This is a genomic window from Paenibacillus sp. Paensp111, assembly GCF_059492195.1.
In genome coordinates this window covers 2,653,749-2,672,500 of the sequence record NZ_CP168527.1, presented here as the reverse complement: position 1 = coordinate 2,672,500, position 18,752 = coordinate 2,653,749, and the positions used below count along the sequence as shown (strand labels likewise).

The 18,752-nt window shown below is 47.1% G+C and carries 10 protein-coding genes and 2 rRNA genes (1 of these 12 only partly in view); 8 read left to right on the top strand and 4 right to left on the bottom strand.

The features are described from left to right. Both ACEN86_RS12455 and rrf read left to right on the top strand, forming a co-directional pair. Positions 1-1,349, top strand: a 23S ribosomal RNA gene (locus ACEN86_RS12455); it begins 1,578 nt to the left of the window's first position. Between the two features lie 88 nt (positions 1,350-1,437). Continuing rightward, a 5S ribosomal RNA gene (gene rrf, locus ACEN86_RS12450) occupies positions 1,438-1,554 on the top strand. 345 nt (positions 1,555-1,899) lie between these two features. Here the strand turns inward: rrf and ACEN86_RS12445 are convergent. Both ACEN86_RS12445 and ACEN86_RS12440 read right to left on the bottom strand, forming a co-directional pair. Continuing rightward, positions 1,900-2,247, bottom strand: a complete 348-nt coding sequence (locus tag ACEN86_RS12445; protein ID WP_495630953.1) for a hypothetical protein — start codon at positions 2,245-2,247, stop codon at positions 1,900-1,902. A 63-nt stretch (positions 2,248-2,310) separates the two neighbouring features. Next, complete coding sequence (locus ACEN86_RS12440; RefSeq protein ID WP_495630952.1) at positions 2,311-2,661, bottom strand: hypothetical protein; 351 nt, start codon at positions 2,659-2,661, stop codon at positions 2,311-2,313. 216 nt (positions 2,662-2,877) lie between these two features. Here ACEN86_RS12440 and ACEN86_RS12435 point away from each other — a divergent pair, with 216 nt between their 5' ends. The 4 genes from ACEN86_RS12435 to ACEN86_RS12420 all read left to right on the top strand — a co-directional run bounded on the left by ACEN86_RS12435 (position 2,878) and on the right by ACEN86_RS12420 (position 12,859). Next, positions 2,878-4,095 (top strand): MFS transporter, encoded by a 1,218-nt coding sequence (locus ACEN86_RS12435; RefSeq protein ID WP_495630951.1) that lies wholly within the window; start codon positions 2,878-2,880, stop codon positions 4,093-4,095. Between the two features lie 280 nt (positions 4,096-4,375). Continuing rightward, complete coding sequence (locus ACEN86_RS12430) at positions 4,376-10,105, top strand: HAMP domain-containing protein (protein WP_495630950.1); 5,730 nt, start codon at positions 4,376-4,378, stop codon at positions 10,103-10,105. A 193-nt stretch (positions 10,106-10,298) separates the two neighbouring features. Then, positions 10,299-11,465: a hypothetical protein gene (locus tag ACEN86_RS12425; RefSeq protein WP_495630949.1), complete on the top strand. Its 1,167-nt coding sequence runs from the start codon at positions 10,299-10,301 to the stop codon at positions 11,463-11,465. A gap of 74 nt (positions 11,466-11,539) precedes the next feature. Next, the gene (locus ACEN86_RS12420; protein WP_495630948.1) at positions 11,540-12,859 is read left to right on the top strand and encodes a hemolysin family protein; all 1,320 of its coding nucleotides are present in this window, start codon (positions 11,540-11,542) and stop codon (positions 12,857-12,859) included. Between the two features lie 93 nt (positions 12,860-12,952). On the opposite strand, the gene ACEN86_RS12415 is transcribed toward ACEN86_RS12420, so the two are convergent. Together ACEN86_RS12415 and ACEN86_RS12410 are read right to left on the bottom strand one after the other, a co-directional pair. Continuing rightward, on the bottom strand, positions 12,953-15,064 hold the full coding sequence (locus ACEN86_RS12415) for an Ig-like domain-containing protein (protein ID WP_495630947.1): 2,112 nt from the start codon (positions 15,062-15,064) through the stop codon (positions 12,953-12,955). Between the two features lie 441 nt (positions 15,065-15,505). Next, complete coding sequence (locus ACEN86_RS12410; RefSeq protein ID WP_495630946.1) at positions 15,506-16,408, bottom strand: hypothetical protein; 903 nt, start codon at positions 16,406-16,408, stop codon at positions 15,506-15,508. Between the two features lie 287 nt (positions 16,409-16,695). Here ACEN86_RS12410 and ACEN86_RS12405 point away from each other — a divergent pair, with 287 nt between their 5' ends. Beyond that, positions 16,696-17,550, top strand: a complete 855-nt coding sequence (locus ACEN86_RS12405; protein WP_495630945.1) for a DegV family protein — start codon at positions 16,696-16,698, stop codon at positions 17,548-17,550. 149 nt (positions 17,551-17,699) lie between these two features. Next, entirely contained in the window at positions 17,700-18,602 is a 903-nt protein-coding gene (locus ACEN86_RS12400) for a C40 family peptidase (protein ID WP_495630944.1), read from the top strand. The last annotated feature ends 150 nt before the right edge of the window (positions 18,603-18,752 follow it).

Sequence of the window (18,752 nt, the reverse complement as noted above, 5' to 3'; positions counted from 1 at the left end):
GCGAAAATTATAGTAGCGAAGGTCATGATCTCACACTGCCAAGAAAAGCCTCTAGCCAGGAGAAGGTGCCCGTACCGCAAACCGACACAGGTAGGCGAGAAGAGAATTCTAAGGCGCGCGGAAGAACTCTCGTTAAGGAACTCGGCAAAATGACCCCGTAACTTCGGGAGAAGGGGTGCCCCGGTAGTGTGAATAGCACGAGGGGGCCGCAGTGAAAAGGCCCAAGCGACTGTTTAGCAAAAACACAGGTCTGTGCGAAGCCGCAAGGCGAAGTATACGGGCTGACGCCTGCCCGGTGCTGGAAGGTTAAGGGGAGTGGTTAGGGGTAACCCGAAGCTATGAACCGAAGCCCCAGTAAACGGCGGCCGTAACTATAACGGTCCTAAGGTAGCGAAATTCCTTGTCAGGTAAATTCTGACCCGCACGAATGGCGTAACGACTTGGGCGCTGTCTCAACGAGAGATCCGGTGAAATTTTAATACCTGTGAAGATGCAGGTTACCCGCGACAAGACGGAAAGACCCCATGGAGCTTTACTGCAGCTTGATATTGGACTTTGATACGATTTGTACAGGATAGGTGGGAGCCTAAGAAGCAGGAGCGCCAGCTTCTGTGGAGGCAACGTTGGGATACCACCCTGATCGTATCGGAGTTCTAACCTGGTACCGTGATCCGGTATGGGGACAGTGTCAGGTGGGCAGTTTGACTGGGGCGGTCGCCTCCTAAAGAGTAACGGAGGCGCCCCAAGGTTCCCTCAGAATGGTTGGAAATCATTCGAAGAGTGCAAAGGCATAAGGGAGCTTGACTGCGAGACTGACAAGTCGAGCAGGGACGAAAGTCGGGCTTAGTGATCCGGTGGTACCGCATGGAAGGGCCATCGCTCAACGGATAAAAGCTACCCTGGGGATAACAGGCTTATCTCCCCCAAGAGTCCACATCGACGGGGAGGTTTGGCACCTCGATGTCGGCTCATCGCATCCTGGGGCTGAAGTAGGTCCCAAGGGTTGGGCTGTTCGCCCATTAAAGCGGTACGCGAGCTGGGTTCAGAACGTCGTGAGACAGTTCGGTCCCTATCTGTCGTGGGCGTAGGAAATTTGAGAGGAGCTGTCCTTAGTACGAGAGGACCGGGATGGACGCACCGCTGGTGCACCAGTTGTTCCGCCAGGAGCATAGCTGGGTAGCTAAGTGCGGAAGGGATAAGCGCTGAAAGCATCTAAGCGTGAAGCCCCCCTCAAGATGAGATTTCCCAGTATGTAAGACCCCTTGAAGACGACGAGGTAGATAGGCTGGGGGTGGAAGTGCAGTAATGCATGGAGCTGACCAGTACTAATCGGTCGAGGGCTTATCCAACAAGCTCGGAAGGACGTAGTCCAAGAAGAGCATACGCAGATTCGTTTCGTATCTAGTTTTCAGGCGATCAAGCCTGAAGAGAAATCCGTTTGGTGGCGATGGCGGAGGGGTTCCACGCGTACCCATCCCGAACACGACCGTTAAGCCCTCCAGCGCCGATGGTACTTGGACCGCAGGGTCCTGGGAGAGTAGGACGCCGCCAAGCACATGAATAAAGCCATTGTTGGTTATCCAGCAGTGGCTTTTTTTGTTATTAATGCAACTTTTATATGCATAGAGGAAACTCTAATAGATGAACTATACGGATCGCCTTGATATCCTAAATTTAAACATTGAATTTGAGCTGTATGCTTTTCAGGATGAAAGGGTTAATTTTATTAGGCTAGGGTTAGTTAAATGAAGTGAATTTCCAGCGTAAGAAACTATATAATTTTCGCGACCAATGAGCGTTTAGAGACAGCAGCAAGAAGCACTGTTGAAGTTCAGTGCTTCTTTGCTGAATTCTTTTAAATTGGTGGAGGTAACTGAAGTTGAGTAAGGTCTAAAAGCGTTAAGAAATGATTACATAGGCAGCATTGTCTTCTGGTACTGTCGTTACTGTATAAAGTGTGCCATTGCTGGAGTATGTGCGGACGATAAGGTTACGAGAGGTAGGAGTGTGTACTCGGGAGAAGACCACAACCCCGTAGCTGTCGAATCTGGCAGCCTGAATAAATCTGCCGGAGGTAGTGCTTACGGTAGCATAGAAGCCAGATGTGTTATAAGGGGTACCGGAAGAGTTAGTCCATACGATGGTTAATCGGCGTAATCTTTGGGTTGGTTTTAAGAGTTTGCCGTATTTGGAGACATCAAGCTTCCGGCCCTTTCCACGGACCGCACGAACAGGACGCTTAGCCATTAGAATTCACTCCTTTATTTCTAGTAGTTTCATAGGCTCAGGTGCCTTGAACAAGGTTGAATGTTAAGAAATGACTACATAGGCAGCATTGTCTTCCGGTACAGTGGTTACCGTATAAAGTGTGCCATTGCTGGAGTATGTGCGGACGATAAGGTTACGGGAGGTAGGGGTGTGTACTCGGGAGAAGACCACAACCCCGTAGCTGTCGAATCTGGCAGTCTGGATTAATCTGCCGGAAGTCGTACTTACAGTAGCGAAGAAACCGGAAGTGTTATAAGGCGCACCGGAGGAATTAGTCCACACGATGGTTAATCGGCGTAATCTTTGGGTAGGCTTGAAAAGCTTGCTGTGCCGCGATACATCGAGTTTTAGGCCATTTCCTTTTCGGATAGAGCGAGCAGGACGGTTAGCCATTTAAGAATCACCTCCTCACTTGCAGTTAGTATATTAAATGCAAATGGAAGTGTTTTAGATTGTGCTATATTACATGTTACTAAGAAAATAGTTGTTTCCAGCGGGACAAAAGAGATATTTTTCACATGGGCGTAGATGTTGAATAGCAAGTGGGGTAGAATATAGAAACAAATGGATAAGCCGGTCAATCGGGCTGGCGGAGGGAGTGCGTATCATATGAGCAACGTGAGTGTTTTGCGGAGTCCCAAACATCGGAAGCTGCTGTTCAGTGCGGGACTCAGCTGGATGTTCGATGCGATGGATGTAGGGATGTTATCCTTTATAATCGCTGCATTAAAAGTGGAGTGGAACTTGTCACCCGGACAAGTTGGGCTTCTTGGAAGTGTCAATTCAATCGGGATGGTGCTTGGAGCGGCGCTGGCCGGATATTTTGCAGATCGCTTTGGCCGGAAGAATATCCTGCTGTGGACGCTTCTCATCTTCTCAGCAGCTAGCGGGCTATCTGCTCTTGCAGCGAGTTTTACCATGCTATGTGTGCTGAGATTTATATCTGGCGTAGGACTGGGTGGTGAACTGCCCGTTGCTTCTACGTTGGTATCCGAAACCATGCCAGTTCAGGAAAGAGGAAGAGCGGTAGTCTTGCTCGAAAGCTTCTGGGCTGGAGGATGGATACTCTCGGCGCTCATTTCCTATTTTGTGATTCCTCATTTTGGCTGGCAGGCTGCTTTTGTTATTGGAGCTCTACCGGCACTATATGCGATTTATCTTCGCAGGGCTATTGAGGATTCACCACGGTTTGAGAAGATGAAGAGGGAGAGAAGACTTGGATTCGGCGAGAAATTGAAGCTGGTCTGGTCTGCGGGCAACCGCAAATCTACTATCATGCTCTGGGTGCTGTGGTTCACAGTGGTACTATCCTACTATGGAATGTTCCTTTGGCTGCCAAATGTGATGATGCTAAAGGGCTTCAGCCTAGTCAAAAGCTTTGAGTATGTGCTGATCATGACGATTGCTCAGCTTCCAGGTTACTTTACCGCAGCATATTTTATCGAGAGATTTGGACGAAAGTTCGTCCTGGTAAGTTATTTGGTCTTAACCGCTCTTAGTGCGATCTGGTTCGGATATTCTACGTCCGAAGGGATGCTTATTGCAGCAGGAATATGCTTGTCCTTCTTCAATCTTGGTGCCTGGGGAGGATTATACGCGTATAGTCCGGAGCTGTACCCTACCCGGATTCGTTCTACAGGGGTGGGACTAGCCACTTCCATAGGCCGTATCGGCGGAGTAATTGGACCGCTGCTAGTGGGTCAATGGATTGCTGCCGAGGTTGGCATTGACAAGATTTTCACTTTTTTCTTCGTAACCATTATTGTTGGAGCAGCCGCCGTGCTATTCCTCGGTAAAGAAACCAAAGGGCTTGAACTGCAGGATTAAATTACAGTTCATATGCCTTAGTGAACGGGCACACTGAAATCAGTGATGCTCGTTTTTTTTGAAGCAACGTCTTGAAGAGGTGGTATTATGCAGAAGAAAGTCGGATTAAGTCAAGTATTGACGTAAATTGTTCGTGTAGGAACAAAAGTTTCCAGCATGACCCATGAAGAAAATTCAAACAATGACAGCGCATCCTACTTCATAGTAAAATATGATAGACCATGTCTACATATTATTTTTTTGAGAAAACCAAATAAAATGTCGGAGAGGAAATTGGATCATGTCAGAACATGAAGAACCCAAACAATCATCCCATGACCAAGTAAACACCGGAGAGTTGTTAAATGCTTTAATGGCTTTAAAAAAGGGAGATTTCTCATACCGAATGCCTTACGATCATACAGGCATCGCCGGCAAAGTAGCAGATACATTTAATGAAATTATGGATATGCAGGAAAGCCTCGTTACTGAGGTCCAGACTGTAGCGAAGGTAGTAGGTAAGGAAGGTAAGTCAACACGGCGGTTCACGCATAAGAATACAGGAGGCCAATGGGAGATCGTATCCGAATCGATCAATGGTCTCGTGGCTGATCTGATACAGCCTACAAGTGAAATGGTGCGAGTGATCAATGCCGTTGCACAAGGCGATCTTTCGCAGAAGGTAGATCTTGAATTTGAGGGCAGACCGCTCACGGGTGAATTCCAGCGGACAGCAACCAACATTAATATGATGGTAACCCAGCTCAGCACGTTCGCTTCCGAGGTTACCCGTGTTGCCCGCGAAGTAGGTACAGAAGGTATACTCGGCGGACAAGCTGATGTGAAAGGGGTATCCGGCACCTGGAAAGACCTCACGGACAGCGTAAATAACATGGCGACGAACTTGACGGATCAGGTGCGGAATATTGCAGCTGTTACAACTGCCGTTGCGAAAGGGGATCTGTCCAAACAGATTACCGTTAACGCCAAGGGTGAAATTCTGGAACTGAAGGATACCATTAATACGATGGTGGATCAGCTTTCGACTTTTGCTTCTGAGGTAACACGTATGGCTCGTGAGGTGGGAACTGAGGGTAAGCTGGGCGGTCAGGCGAACGTTAAAGATGTCTCGGGCACATGGAGAGATCTTACGGAAAGCGTTAATGATATGGCCTCCAACCTTACCGATCAGGTGCGTAACATCGCGGTAGTAACTACTGCGGTTGCGAACGGGGATCTTTCGAAGAAAATAACGGCAGATGTTCAAGGGGAAATTCTTGAGCTCAAAATTACGATTAATACGATGGTGGATCAGCTTTCCACATTCGCATCGGAAGTAACCCGTATGGCCCGTGAAGTAGGAACCGAAGGGATTCTGGGCGGCCAGGCCGAGGTTAGCGGGGTTGCGGGTACATGGCGCGATTTGACCGAAAGCGTTAACTACATGGCGAGCAATCTGACGAATCAGGTGCGGAATATCGCTGAGGTGACAACTGCGGTTGCCCAAGGTAACTTGTCCAAGAAGATCACTGTCGATGCCAAAGGAGAGATCCTTCAGCTGAAGAGTACGATCAACATCATGGTGGATCAGCTCAGCAACTTTGCGTCTGAGGTTACCCGTGTAGCCAGAGAGGTATCGACAGAGGGCAAGCTGGGCGGTCAAGCGGATGTTAAGGATGTATCGGGAACATGGAAGGACTTGACGGACAGCGTTAATTTCATGGCGGGTACACTTACGGATCAGGTGCGGAATATTGCAGAGGTCACGACAGCGGTAGCGAAGGGGGATCTATCCAAGCATATTACTGTCAATGCCAAGGGTGAGATCCTGGAGCTTAAGAACACGATTAATACGATGGTGGATCAGCTGAGCACTTTTGCTTCCGAGGTAACCCGTGTAGCCCGTGAGGTAGGAACACTCGGGATGCTGGGCGGCCAAGCTCAGGTAAAAGGTGTGGCAGGAACGTGGCGCGATCTTACGGAGAGCGTTAACTATATGGCGAGCAACCTGACGAATCAGGTGCGTAACATCGCTGTAGTGACTACAGCGGTAGCGAACGGCGACTTGTCCAAGAAAATCACCGCAGATGTTCAAGGCGAAATCCTTGAACTTAAGATTACAATTAACACGATGGTGGACCAGCTCTCTACCTTTGCTTCCGAGGTAACTCGCGTAGCCAACGAGGTAGGTACGGAAGGGAAGCTGGGCGGCCAGGCGCAGGTTAAGGGCGTAGGCGGAACCTGGAAGGACCTGACTGAAGGAGTTAACAGCATGGCCCGCAATCTGACCGATCAGGTGCGTAACATTGCGGACGTGACTACCGCGGTTGCGAAAGGGGACCTTTCGAAGAAGATCACGGTAGATGTTAAGGGAGAAATTCTTGAGCTGAAGAACACGATGAATACGATGGTGGATCAGCTCAGTAACTTTGCGTCCGAGGTTACCCGTGTAGCTCGTGAAGTGGGAACCGAAGGGAAGCTGGGCGCCCAGGCGGAAGTGAAGGATGTATCGGGTACCTGGAAGGACTTGACGGATACCGTTAACTATATGGCGAGCAACCTGACCATTCAGATGCGCAATATCGCCGGAGTAACGACAGCGGTGGCGAATGGAGATCTATCCAAGAAAATCACAGTCGACGTTAAAGGGGAGCTTCTGGAGCTTAAGAACACGATCAATACGATGGTGGACCAGCTCAACTCCTTTGCCTCCGAGGTAACCCGTGTGGCTTCCGAGGTAGGTACAGATGGTAAGCTGGGCGGCCAGGCTCAGGTTCGCGGCGTAGGCGGGATTTGGAAGGATCTCACGGACAACGTGAATATCATGGCGACGAACTTGACGGATCAGGTCCGCGGAATTGCCAAAGTCGTTACAGCCGTAGCGAACGGGAATTTGAAGCAAAAGCTGACTGTCGAGGCCAAAGGTGAAATTGCCGAATTGACCGATACGATTAATAATATGATCGATACACTTGCTACATTTGCCGATCAGGTTACCACCGTAGCAAGAGAGGTAGGAGCTGAAGGTAAGCTTGGCGGACAGGCAAGTGTTCCGGGTGCGGCAGGAACGTGGCGTGATCTTACCGATAACGTTAACTATATGGCGAGTACGCTTACGACACAGGTTCGTGCGATCACGAATGTAGCAACCGCCGTAACCAAAGGAGATCTATCCCGTACCATTGATGTGGCCGCGGCCGGTGAAGTCGCCGCGCTCAAGGATAATGTGAACGAGATGATTCGCAATCTGAAAGAGACTACACGGATTAACACAGAGCAGGATTGGCTGAAGACCAACTTAGCGAAGTTCTCCCGTCTCCTTCAGGGCCAGCGTGACCTGTATGCGGTCAGCCGCATGATCCTGTCCGAGCTTGCACCACTGGTATCGATGCAGCATGGCGTATTCTACATTAACGAACCGGTGAATGGAGAACCTGTTCTTGAGCTGTTCGCAAGCTATGCTTATCAGCAGCGCAAGCATCTATCCAATGAGTTCCGTGCTGGACAAGGTCTAGTGGGTCAATGTCTTATTGAGAAACAGCGGATACTGCTGACTAATGTACCGGGCGATTATGTCATGATTTCTTCGGGACTTGGAGAGGCTACTCCACTGAACATTGTACTTCTGCCGATTATTTTTGAAGATCAGGTCCTGGCTGTACTTGAGCTTGCCTCATTCCGTCAGTTCAACGAAATTGACCTTGCCTTCCTGGATCAATTGACAGAGTCTATCGGAATCGTGATCAATACGATGCAGGCGAATCAGCGTACGGAAGAATTGCTTATGCAGTCGCAGTCCCTCACGGAAGAACTGCAGAAGCAGCAAATGGAGCTTCAGAATACGAATGAGGAGCTTGAAGACAAAGCCAAGCTTCTGGTTATTCAGAAAGCAGAAGTGGAGAGCAAGAACAATGAAGTTGAAGTCGCGAAGCGCTTCCTGGAAGAGAAAGCGGAGCAGCTGGCATTGACTTCTCGCTACAAATCCGAATTCCTGGCCAATATGTCGCATGAACTTCGTACTCCGCTGAACTCGCTTCTGCTGCTTGCCGAGCAGCTTGCCGAGAATCCGGATGAGAACCTCTCAGACAATCAAGTGAAATACGCGAAGACGATTCAGGACTCGGGGCTTGATCTGCTGAATTTGATCAATGATATCCTTGACTTGTCTAAGATCGAATCGGGTACAGCGTCAGCCGATCTCAGTGAAGTATCACTTGGCGATCTGCTAGAAGGACTTAATCGAGCCTTCCGACCATTGATTGGAGATAAGGAGCTCGATTTCACACTTAAATCCGATTCAGATGTACCGAATCGAATTGTTACGGACCAGAAGAGACTTCAGCAAATACTCAAGAATCTGCTGTCCAACGCCTTCAAATTCACCGAGAGGGGTCAAATCTCCCTTCACCTGCGCAAGGCACTGGATGGCTGGAGCGAAGATAACGAGACATTGAATGATGCCAAGATGGTTCTATGCTTCTCTGTAAGTGATACCGGAATCGGAATTGCAGACGACAAGCAAAGTATTATTTTTGAAGCCTTCCAACAGGCAGACGGAAGTACGAATCGTGAATATGGCGGAACTGGACTGGGGCTTGCAATTTCACGTGAAATTGCAGCGATGCTCGGCGGAGAAATCACGCTTTACAGTGTCTTGAATAAGGGAAGTATCTTCAATCTTTATCTCCCTGTGGATGCGGAAGCTCCGGAATCCGACAATATACCAAAGTACATTCCTGAGGTAATTGATGTAGCCCCTCCTGAGGCTCACCGCTTCAGTTCTCGCAGTGAAGTGAAGGACGATAGGGATAATATTGGGCCGGAGGATCGTGTCTTTCTGATTGTAGAAGATGATCTCAAGTTCAATGAGATCCTGCTGGATGCTCTTCACCGCAAAGGCATCAAGGCAGTAATTACAACCAAGGGCTCGAATGCGTTGGAGCTTGCCCGCAAGTATATGCCTGTTGCCATCACTTTGGATCTGCGTCTAAAGGATACAGACGGCTGGCTTGTCATTGAGCACCTTAAGAATGATATGGAAGTACGACATATTCCGGTATGTGTCATCACTGTAGAGGAAGACGAGTTTGAGCTGAAGCAGAAGGGCGTACATGACTATCTGTGCAAACCGGTTACCAATGAAGAGCTGGACAGCACACTTGATAAGCTGAATGCCTTTGCCGACAGAAAGATTCGTACGCTTCTAGTTGTAGTCCATGAAGAGCAGCGCCGCAAAGAATTCGTGGAGATGATCAACAGCAAGGATCTGAAGATTACTGCCGTGGATACTTCGAGAAAAGCATTGAATCAGCTCAAGACGAAGGAATTCGATTGTGTGCTGATCGATAATGATCTAGCCGATATCGGCGCCCTGGCTTTAATTCGTGAAATGTACAAGAACCTGCAGAACAAGCATGTTCCTATCGTTCTTCACCGCAGCAAGAAATGGGCTAGCGAGGAAGAGAATGAATTGGAAGAACTCGTTAAGACTGCAGTAATCAAAGAAGTGAAGACGTCCAATCAGGTCATGGATGAGACAAGTCTGTTCCTTCACCGCCGAACGGAAGATCTGCCGAGCGGCACAAGGGAGAAGCTCGTTAAGCTTCATCAGTCAGACGAAATGATCAAATACAAGAAGGTTCTTGTTGTTGATGATGATGTCCGTAACATATTTGCGCTTATGACTATTTTGGAACGGCATAATATGAAAGTGATTCCTGCGGAGAACGGGCAGGAGGCGATACGGATCCTGGAGGAAACTCCGGATATCGAGATCGTCCTGATGGATATCATGATGCCGGTCATGGACGGATATGAGACAACGAGAGCTATTCGCAAGAAGGAAGAATTCAAGGATCTTCCGATTATTGCCCTTACGGCGAAAGCCATGAAGGGAGACCGGGAAGAGTGTATAGAGGCAGGAGCCTCAGACTACATTACGAAGCCGGTGAACAGCGCTCAGCTTCTGTCCATGATCCGAAGCTGGCTTGACGGAGAACAGAATGCAGCAATAGAAGGATCCAGTGAGTAAATAACATTTAAGGCTCCCTAAGATGGTCTAGTGCCATTTTTGGGAGCCTTATTCGTTCTGAACTAGGTCATTAGTAACCGGATTTAGAGGAGAAATTTTCCTGCAAGTAAGTCTTTATCCGCTTGTTATTAAGGATAATGACGAAACATAATGAGAGTGGGTAGACATATTAATTGAAGGAGGAGAAATAATAATGAACAGTAGAGCTTCCAGGAGTAAAAGGTTACGGATAGTAATGTATCCAGTCATCGCATTAGCCCTCGCACTTTCAGCCGGACCCATTGTATCTGCAGGCAGTCTGACCAGGGAGGCTCCACGTATCGTATGGGATAAGGATGTAGATCTTCCTCAGGATTCAGTCTTTGAGCATAGCGAGCATGACATCCTTGCGGCCTCTCTTCAAAATGACAAGATAACAGTGAACTCCATCAACGCTGGAGGCATCAAGAAGGAAAAGGTTTCTTTTCCAAAGAATAATATTGCCTATCTGGCTTCCTTTCATCACAGTCAAGGAGGCGGCTATATAGTTGTCGGAGGGAACGAAATTCTTAAGGTGAATGAGCAAGGGGATAAGGAATGGGAGTATACTGTACCTTTGCCAAGCACCTATCTGGTGTCCGTGGATCAGCTGGCGGATGGCAGTTATATTGTTGCAGGGACTACGCCGGGCGCCCAGGGGCAGGGATGGGATCCGATCCTGCTCAAGATGTCGGGCAACGGAACGGTGATATCTCAGAGAACTCAAAGCAAGCCTACAGAAGATTCTGTAACTCTGGTTAAACATACTGAGGATGGCGGCTTTGTTCTACTCGGCGAGGAATCTTCAGCAGGCAGTGGAATCAGTAGGATTTCGCTGGCCAAATTCAGCAGCACCAATAAGCTGGAATGGGGAAAATCTCTTGTACCTTCAGCGGATAATGAGAATTTGTGGAATACCGCTCTTGTTCAAGATAAGGATGGTGGGTATGCGATCACCGGGTTCTACAATCACCCTAATCCTATGAACAGTATCCGAAATTTAACGACCGGATATATTTTAAGAACGGATGCGCAAGGAAATCTTCTATGGAGTCATCCTATTGAAAGCACCCTTGATCGAAGTTATGCTAATGATGTTCAGCTTGCTACAGGCGGAGGATATATTATTACAGGGAAAGCAAATGAAGATTGGCATGGGACCATTTCAAAAGAATTTGTTCAGCGCCTGAATAACTCCGGTATGGTACTTTGGACTAAAGTAATCGAACGTACTACCGAGAATGTAAATCGCGGTATCTTGGTTAACTCGTCCGAAGAGGGTTACCTGGTAATTGGTAGTGCTGATAGTACAGTGAAAGCAACCAGGTTAAATCCACAGTAAAGATATGAAACCAAGCAAGGTTCTCCTTCGTATATATTCAGATATCGTTTTTTAACACACAATTTAAGGAGAAGATGTTTGTGGAAAGTGACAGGTATGGTTTAAATTTGGTTTTAATCGCTTTATTGATTTTTTTAACAGCTTTCTTTGTAGCAGTGGAATTTGCTGTGGTTCGATTGCGGAGCAGCCGAGTGGACCAATTAATCGCTGAAGGCCGAAAGAATGCGGGGGCCGTGAAGAAGGTGCTCGACAATCTGGATGGTTATTTATCTGCCTGCCAGCTCGGCATCACCATTACAGCGCTGGGATTAGGTTGGCTGGGGGAACCCACCATGGAAGCGATCATGCATCCATTATTCAGCACTCTTGCGATCCCGGAAAGCTTGGGAAGCGTACTATCTGTAATTATCGCATTTGCCCTTATCACTTATCTTCATGTTGTCATTGGTGAGTTGGCTCCCAAAACCCTAGCTATCCGAAAAGCAGAGTCCATCGCTCTACTTACAGCAAGGCCTATTATTTGGTTCAGTAAAATCATGTATCCCTTTATTTGGGCTCTGAATGGATCTGCCAATCAGCTTGTAAGGCTCTTTGGAGTTAAGCCCGCTTCGGAACACGAAGAGGCGCACTCTGAAGAGGAGCTTCGGATCATTCTTAGTGAAAGTCTGGAGAGCGGCAAGATCAACCAAGCCGAATTCGGCTATGTGAATCGGATCTTTGCTTTTGATAATCTGATGGCAAAGGACATTATGGTTCCAAGAACGGACATGATCTGTTTATATACAGGCAAGACAAGGCAGGAGAATCTGGAGATCATCAAGGAACAGCAGTATACAAGGTTCCCCGTCGTTCAAGAGAGCAAGGACAACGTAATTGGGATTATTAACACCAAGCAGTTCTTCCTTGCCTATGAAGACAATCCCGATCTGGATGTGTCGACCCTGATTCAGCCGGTTATGGCTGTACCTGAATTCATTCATGTGAACACTCTGCTGAAGCGTCTTCAGAAGGACGGGACCAATATGGCCATTCTAATTGATGAATATGGCGGAACATCGGGGCTTGTTACTATTGAAGACATTCTTGAGCAGATTGTCGGGGAGATCAGGGACGAGTTCGATACCGAGGAAGAGGAAGATGTTAAAGTCTGGGCACCTGGTCATTTGACCGTTAACGGCAAGGTATCTGTAATGGAAGTGAGCAGTCATCTGACGAGCGAGCTTGACTCTGGCGAATGGGATACTATAGGCGGCTGGCTGTTCGCCCAGAACAGTGAGCTCGCGGTTGGTGAGAGCTTGGTTCACGGCGACTATCGTTATACCGTTCGCAAGAGGAAGAAGAACCGGTACTTAATGATTGAGATTATCGATAAAGAGGCTGCCCAAATAGAGTAAGAGGACAAGACCCGGAGGATTCTTCCGGGTCTTGTTGGTCTTTTATTTCAGTAGGCATCAGCCGAAATGAAGTTGTTCATAGTTATTTTATTATCACGGCTGTGAGTCTGAATTCTCGCTTGGTTCCTGATCCGGCATAGGAACTGAACTTGAATTACTGTCTTCTGCAGTTACTGATTGCTGCTGCGGCCACATTATAGCAGCTTCGTGCGGTGTATCATAAGCAGATGCCCAGTAGTAGCCTGGCGCTATGATTCTTTGTGGAGCGAATCCGGCTTTCCCAGAAGCAGTGGGAACAGCTTCCGAGTCGACGGTAACCGTAGTACCCGGAGTTAGCCGGAGGCTTACATATTTACCCGCCATATAAGTGAACCGCCCATAGACAAGAGCTGAGAGCTCTTCATTCGTATTGAAGTCTTTTACCTTAAGTGTAGCTCTAACTTTACCCGCATTAAGCGATACGCTCATAGATTTAATTACCATGGGTTTCAAATGAGTCTCGCCAGTAGTTGCTGAAGTGACGCTGCTATATGGGCCGACATTACCACTAATGTCTACTGCTGCCACTTTGTAATAATAAGTCGTATTAGGAAGCAGCCCTTCATCTGTATAATCCAGATTGTAGGATTTACCGGCATAATTGGATGCGTTAGGCGTGAAGTCTGGTGAAGTACTTCTATAAATTCGATATTCCTCAATGTCCGAATCATCCATTGCCCGGCCGTAGGTCAGCTTAATGGTCTGGAAATCGAAAGTGACGGCTTCAGGCGCTTTATTAATAGGAGTTGGCGGGGTTGTATCAGCAATTTGCGGCTTCCATAATACCGCACTTGGTCCCCATTCGGATGGAAGCCATCTGATGGAATCATAGTGATGCATAGCGATACCACCGAATCCCGGACTACCATTAAATTTCTGATATACAGCGGCCAACTGGCTCTCCATATAGGTTCTGCCTTCCTCTCGGAAGGTAATGGACTCGGGGTCACCGCTGTTCGCAATATCCAGGGTTTCTACACCTACGATAACGGAATTGGGCTTATTTATAGAGTTAGCATAGTCAATCTCACCTTGTGCTCCATCAATAATTCCTTTGCTGCTATCGGTATAGTCCATGATGGAGATATAATCCGTAATATCTTGGACGTGCTGGGACATCCACTTGGTCTGCCCATGCCATGTAATGTCGTTAGCTGCATTTGATGTGTCATACCATCTTGGGATGGCAGGACCAACCGGAAGGTTGAGACCCGAGAGGTTTCTGCGATCCATCATGGTCTGAAGCAGATCCAGATAATCGATTTGGAGCTGGGGTTTGGAGGAACCAAATTCTCCAAGAATATAAGGCTCCACATCGACATTCACCCCATCGAAGCGTTCACCTGGCTGAGAGGATAGATTAAAGTTAATTACTCTCTCGATTTCATTGATAGCGTATTTGTTGTATCTCTTGTAACTGCCATAATAAGGCGGGATGGTTCCACCTGCGATGCAGGCTTGAATTTTGAGTCCGTGCTCATGTGCCCATTTCAAAAACTTACGGACTTCTTTTCGCTTATCTTCCAGCATATCTACGCCTTCATGAGGGAATACACCCATGTAAATTGTAGTGATTGCACCTGAGTTGAAGGTAGAAGTGTCGCTGGTGAACTGTTCCAGTGCGGATCTGGACCCGGGATTCAGGATTAAATTATAGGCAGCCTTCTCCCAAAGCCACATAGCTCGATCCTGCTTCTCAACAATAACCGGTTCGTGGATACCCTTGCCCGTATAGACGTAACGTGTCGAGCTTTTCCCAAGATTGTTATGATCGTCTGTGGCTCTGGCTTCAATGCTTAAGGTCTGATCGCCTTTGAGCACAGGACTGTAAGCGTATTCATAAAGGTTTCCTTTTAAAATTGTATTATTCCAACTGCCTCCATTGATTCTAATTTGCACAGAACTCAGGGGATTGCGGCCGGTTGCTTTTACTTTAATTAATTGAACTCCGGTGATCGTACTTCCATCTTCCGGGCTGACAATCTCAACGACAGGTTTATTGGCTTCCGGATGGTCTACATTGAAGACGACGAAGGGGGTAGAAATTCCATAACGTGTATCCGGCCGCTGACCTCCGGCTGCAATCTCAATTGCACCGTCATAGACTGAAGTGTCCAAATCATAATACCAGGTACCTGATTCAGTTCCAGAGGCATTATCCTCCATGTGAACATCCTCTTTGCGAGTTCCGTTAATAACCAGACTGATGTTATAGACTTCGGAATAGTGGCCTGTTATTCGGACAATACTGTCAGAAGGAGTGGAGCCGTTGGTCGGTGAATCGATAGTGATTGCTGATTCGGCATAGGTTTTAGGGAGATTAGGCAAGTATATTGGGAGAAGGGAACAGATGAGGGAAAGGACGACAACAAGTTTCGTGAGCTGGGGGACTGACAGCAACTTCCTAAACGTCGGTCTGGCCTGCAGCATTAAAGCCGCCTCCTTTTTTTGATATTCTGTTGGGGGTTATAGAAGATGTGTACCGCTATCATAGAGCGATCTTCTATCAACAACAATCTCCGTATATCGTCCTTTTAAGCCAAAAAAAACCGAGTCTTTCACTTGGAAAGATCTCGGTTCCTCAGCCTTTTATTATAGTCAAATCGATTAATTCACAGTTGAACTCTCAACCAAGGTCTTCCAGCCATAATAGTCATGAACGGCAATGCCGGCGAACGAAGTATAGCCTGATGTGAGTGTAACAAGCTTGCTAAGCTCTTGATTCATATAATTGGCACCTTCCTCGTAGAAGGAAATTACATCCCCTTCCGAGGTGTTGTTGGTCTCAACGCCTGTGAATACTTTCTTATTCAAGACAACGCCTTCATCAAGAATCACTTTAGCAACATTGAATATACCGTCACTTGTATCACGGTAGGACATAAGCGTTACAGAATTATACTGCTTGAGCATCCAGCTGCTGAGTGTGGAGGTTCCATCCGGCACTTTAATCGTGTGCAGCCAGAAGGGAAGATCTGCGGCAATAGGAAGCTTGATTTCATTCGCTCTTTGAACCATGTAGAGCACGTTGCTCTGCCACTGGGTTACAATCGACTGTTGGTTCGTATTCCAGTCTGGCAGCAGATACGGTTCAATATCGAAATGAATCCCTTTAAATTTCTCGTTGGCCGCGGCACCAATCTGGTAGTTCTCTATCCATTTAAGCACGGTAGTCAATTGAGTACGCTGAGATGTGAGTGCCCAGGTAGAGTTCCCATCCAATGCATGCACTTCAATTCCTTGTGCGGTAGCTTGCCGAATAAAGTTCTTGTAATACGAGACATTAAGCTTGCGGTTAATCTGCAAATAGATAACGTTTACACCTTGATTCTTGTAAAAGGTCAAAACAGTTGAGCCAGATTGTTTGATTAGGTTTGTATCCCATAACCACGATGCTTTCTGGATTGTTGTAGCAGCATTAACTGTTGTCAACGGGGTACCTCCCAGTGTGAAGGTCATGAGCAAGGCTGCAATGAGCAAATACATAGGACGGATGAATTTTAATTTCATGATAGCTCTCTCCTTAAGATGTAGTAAATCCTGCCTAAGTGTTATTTTTTGAGTTATTTGCCCACCTTTCCGATATAATCAATATGATTCGGTTCTCCTACCCCTTGATCCAACTTGTGGAAATTCGTAAGTCGAATGAAGTGTATAATTATAATTTCGACACATTTTCTACCTAAATTCATAGGCCTTTGGAATCAATATATCGTAATGCTTTGTATTTTGATTTAATATATGTCGTATAGTCTAAAAAGTGAGTATAACTATCATAGAAGAGAGGGTATGAATTCTTGAAAAAATCCATTGCATGGGTTACCGACAGTACCTGCACCCTAGATCCCATTTATGCCAAGGAGAATCATATATATATTGTTCCACTGCGCTTGATGATAGGCGAAGCGTGTTATAGGGAAACAGTAGATATCACGGCCGAACAGTTTTACGAGCAATTAAGAGATCATGAGAAAGCCGGGAGCTCTCAGCCCCCGATAGGAGAATTTGTCGAGCTGTATGAATTTCTTAAAGATAATTATGATGAAATCATCGTAATTCACTGTTCTTCTGAACTCAGCGGCACTATGAATACCTCGCTTCAGGCTGCTGAAATGGCTGAGGTCCAAGTAACGGCAATTGATTCCTGGGCTGGGGCTTTCCCGCTAAGAGAAATGATCTTACACGGTATTAAGTGGCACGAACAGGGGAAATCAGTCCAGGAGATTAAAGAAGGAATTGAGCAAATGGCCCAAAACCTTGCATTCTACGTAATTCCAGCTAGCTTGCAAAGGCTGCATCGCAGCGGCCGAGTGTCGGGAACACAGCTGCTTGTAAGCCAGCTGCTAAAGATTCATCTATTGCTAAAATTTGAGAAAGGGAAGGTTCTGGTCGAAGACAAGATTAGAACTTTCAAGAAGACGAAGCAGCGCATGCTTGATCATTTGAAGTCAGATCTTGGGAAGATCAAAGAGGTCTGTATCATGCATGTTAACAATCTCCCAGAAGCCAAGGAACTGGAACGTGAACTGACAATTCTCGATCCGGGACTTAGAACAGAAATTATGACGTTCATTCCGGTGGTAGGCATACTTGCCGGGGAAGGCACTGTGGCCATGGCGTGGATACGCAATCAGCCGGCTGTGCAGATATAACGCTCAAATACGCTGAAGAAGCCTTATAAATTAAGGCTTTTTTTGTTGAATAAAGTGCCGCCAAAATATCTGTGGTTTCGCATACATAATATTTGGATCTCTCCGCATACTTCAAGTAACTCTTATGAAAGAATGGAGATTTCATCACGATGACTAATCATTACACTCGGAGCATACCCAGATGGCTCGTAATTGGAAGCCTGGCTGTACTAGTGACAGCCTGCAGCACAGGCAGACCTAATTCAGCAGACCCTAGATCTCAAGCATTACAGCAGTCCAAGGCCTCCATCATTAAAAAAAATATGTACCGAGATTCCGGGGGGATGACCTGGATCCCTTTGCGCGGGGCAGCACATACCCTGGGACTGAAGTATAAGGAGGTTGGCGACACTGCCCTGATTGGATTTAGTGATCCGGTCTATGAGGTATATGCAGACCAAAATACAGCTGTATCCCAAGGCAGCAAGATTACGCTTAAAGACAGACCTGTTCGCCGGGAGGGACAGCTCTGCATAAGTATTGCTGATCTATCCACCCTTCTGGGGACAACAGCAGTATGGAACAACCAGACCGGGCAACTGGAAATTTCCAAACTGCCACCCGTTCAGCAGCCAACTGAGTCATCGGGCCACAGCTCTGACAGACTCTCCACCCTGAGCGCTGTGGACACTCAGGAGCTTGTAGCTTACGCTAAGAGATTTCTCGGTGTGACTTACGAGTTCGGTGCGGATGCATACTCGAATTCGAAGACTTTCGACTGCTCTTCATTTACCCAGCATGTATTCGGTCATTTCAATGTAGATCTGCCCCGCTTAGCAAGTGAACAGGCCAAGGAAGGTAGGGATGTCGGGCGCAGCGATCTCAAAGCTGGGGATCTTGTCTTCTTTACAGTGCCAGGCCGGTTTAAAAATGATCGTATTCCGGGTCACGTAGGTATTTATATCGGGAACGGAAAGTTTATTCATACCTGGGGTGGCCCGGGTGTACAGATTAGCCCGCTGGACTCAGGGTATTGGCATGGGGTTATTTTATCGATGAGAAGAGTTCTTTAAGGTACTAGTCCGTTAATGGACCTAGTAAAATATGATTCTTTACTGCAAACCACTCTTACAAGGAGTGGTTTTTTTGTTAAAAATAGGACTTGTTATTATGATTTTCTTAGGTTCAAGGGGCTAGGTGATTTTTTAATACGTGGATTTTGT

Excerpts from the sequence above, each read along its gene's own strand:
- ACEN86_RS12445 (WP_495630953.1), bottom strand. The coding sequence starts at position 2,247 with ATGGCTAAGCGTCCTGTTCGTGCGGTCCGTGGAAAGGGCCGGAAGCTT.
- ACEN86_RS12400 (WP_495630944.1), top strand. The coding sequence starts at position 17,700 with ATGACTAATCATTACACTCGGAGCATACCCAGATGGCTCGTAATTGGA.
- ACEN86_RS12420 (WP_495630948.1), top strand. The coding sequence starts at position 11,540 with ATGTTTGTGGAAAGTGACAGGTATGGTTTAAATTTGGTTTTAATCGCT.
- ACEN86_RS12430 (WP_495630950.1), top strand. The coding sequence starts at position 4,376 with ATGTCAGAACATGAAGAACCCAAACAATCATCCCATGACCAAGTAAAC.
- ACEN86_RS12410 (WP_495630946.1), bottom strand. The coding sequence starts at position 16,408 with ATGAAATTAAAATTCATCCGTCCTATGTATTTGCTCATTGCAGCCTTG.
- ACEN86_RS12425 (WP_495630949.1), top strand. The coding sequence starts at position 10,299 with ATGAACAGTAGAGCTTCCAGGAGTAAAAGGTTACGGATAGTAATGTAT.
- ACEN86_RS12415 (WP_495630947.1), bottom strand. The coding sequence starts at position 15,064 with ATGGAGGATAATGCCTCTGGAACTGAATCAGGTACCTGGTATTATGAT.
- ACEN86_RS12440 (WP_495630952.1), bottom strand. The coding sequence starts at position 2,661 with ATGGCTAACCGTCCTGCTCGCTCTATCCGAAAAGGAAATGGCCTAAAA.
- ACEN86_RS12435 (WP_495630951.1), top strand. The coding sequence starts at position 2,878 with ATGAGCAACGTGAGTGTTTTGCGGAGTCCCAAACATCGGAAGCTGCTG.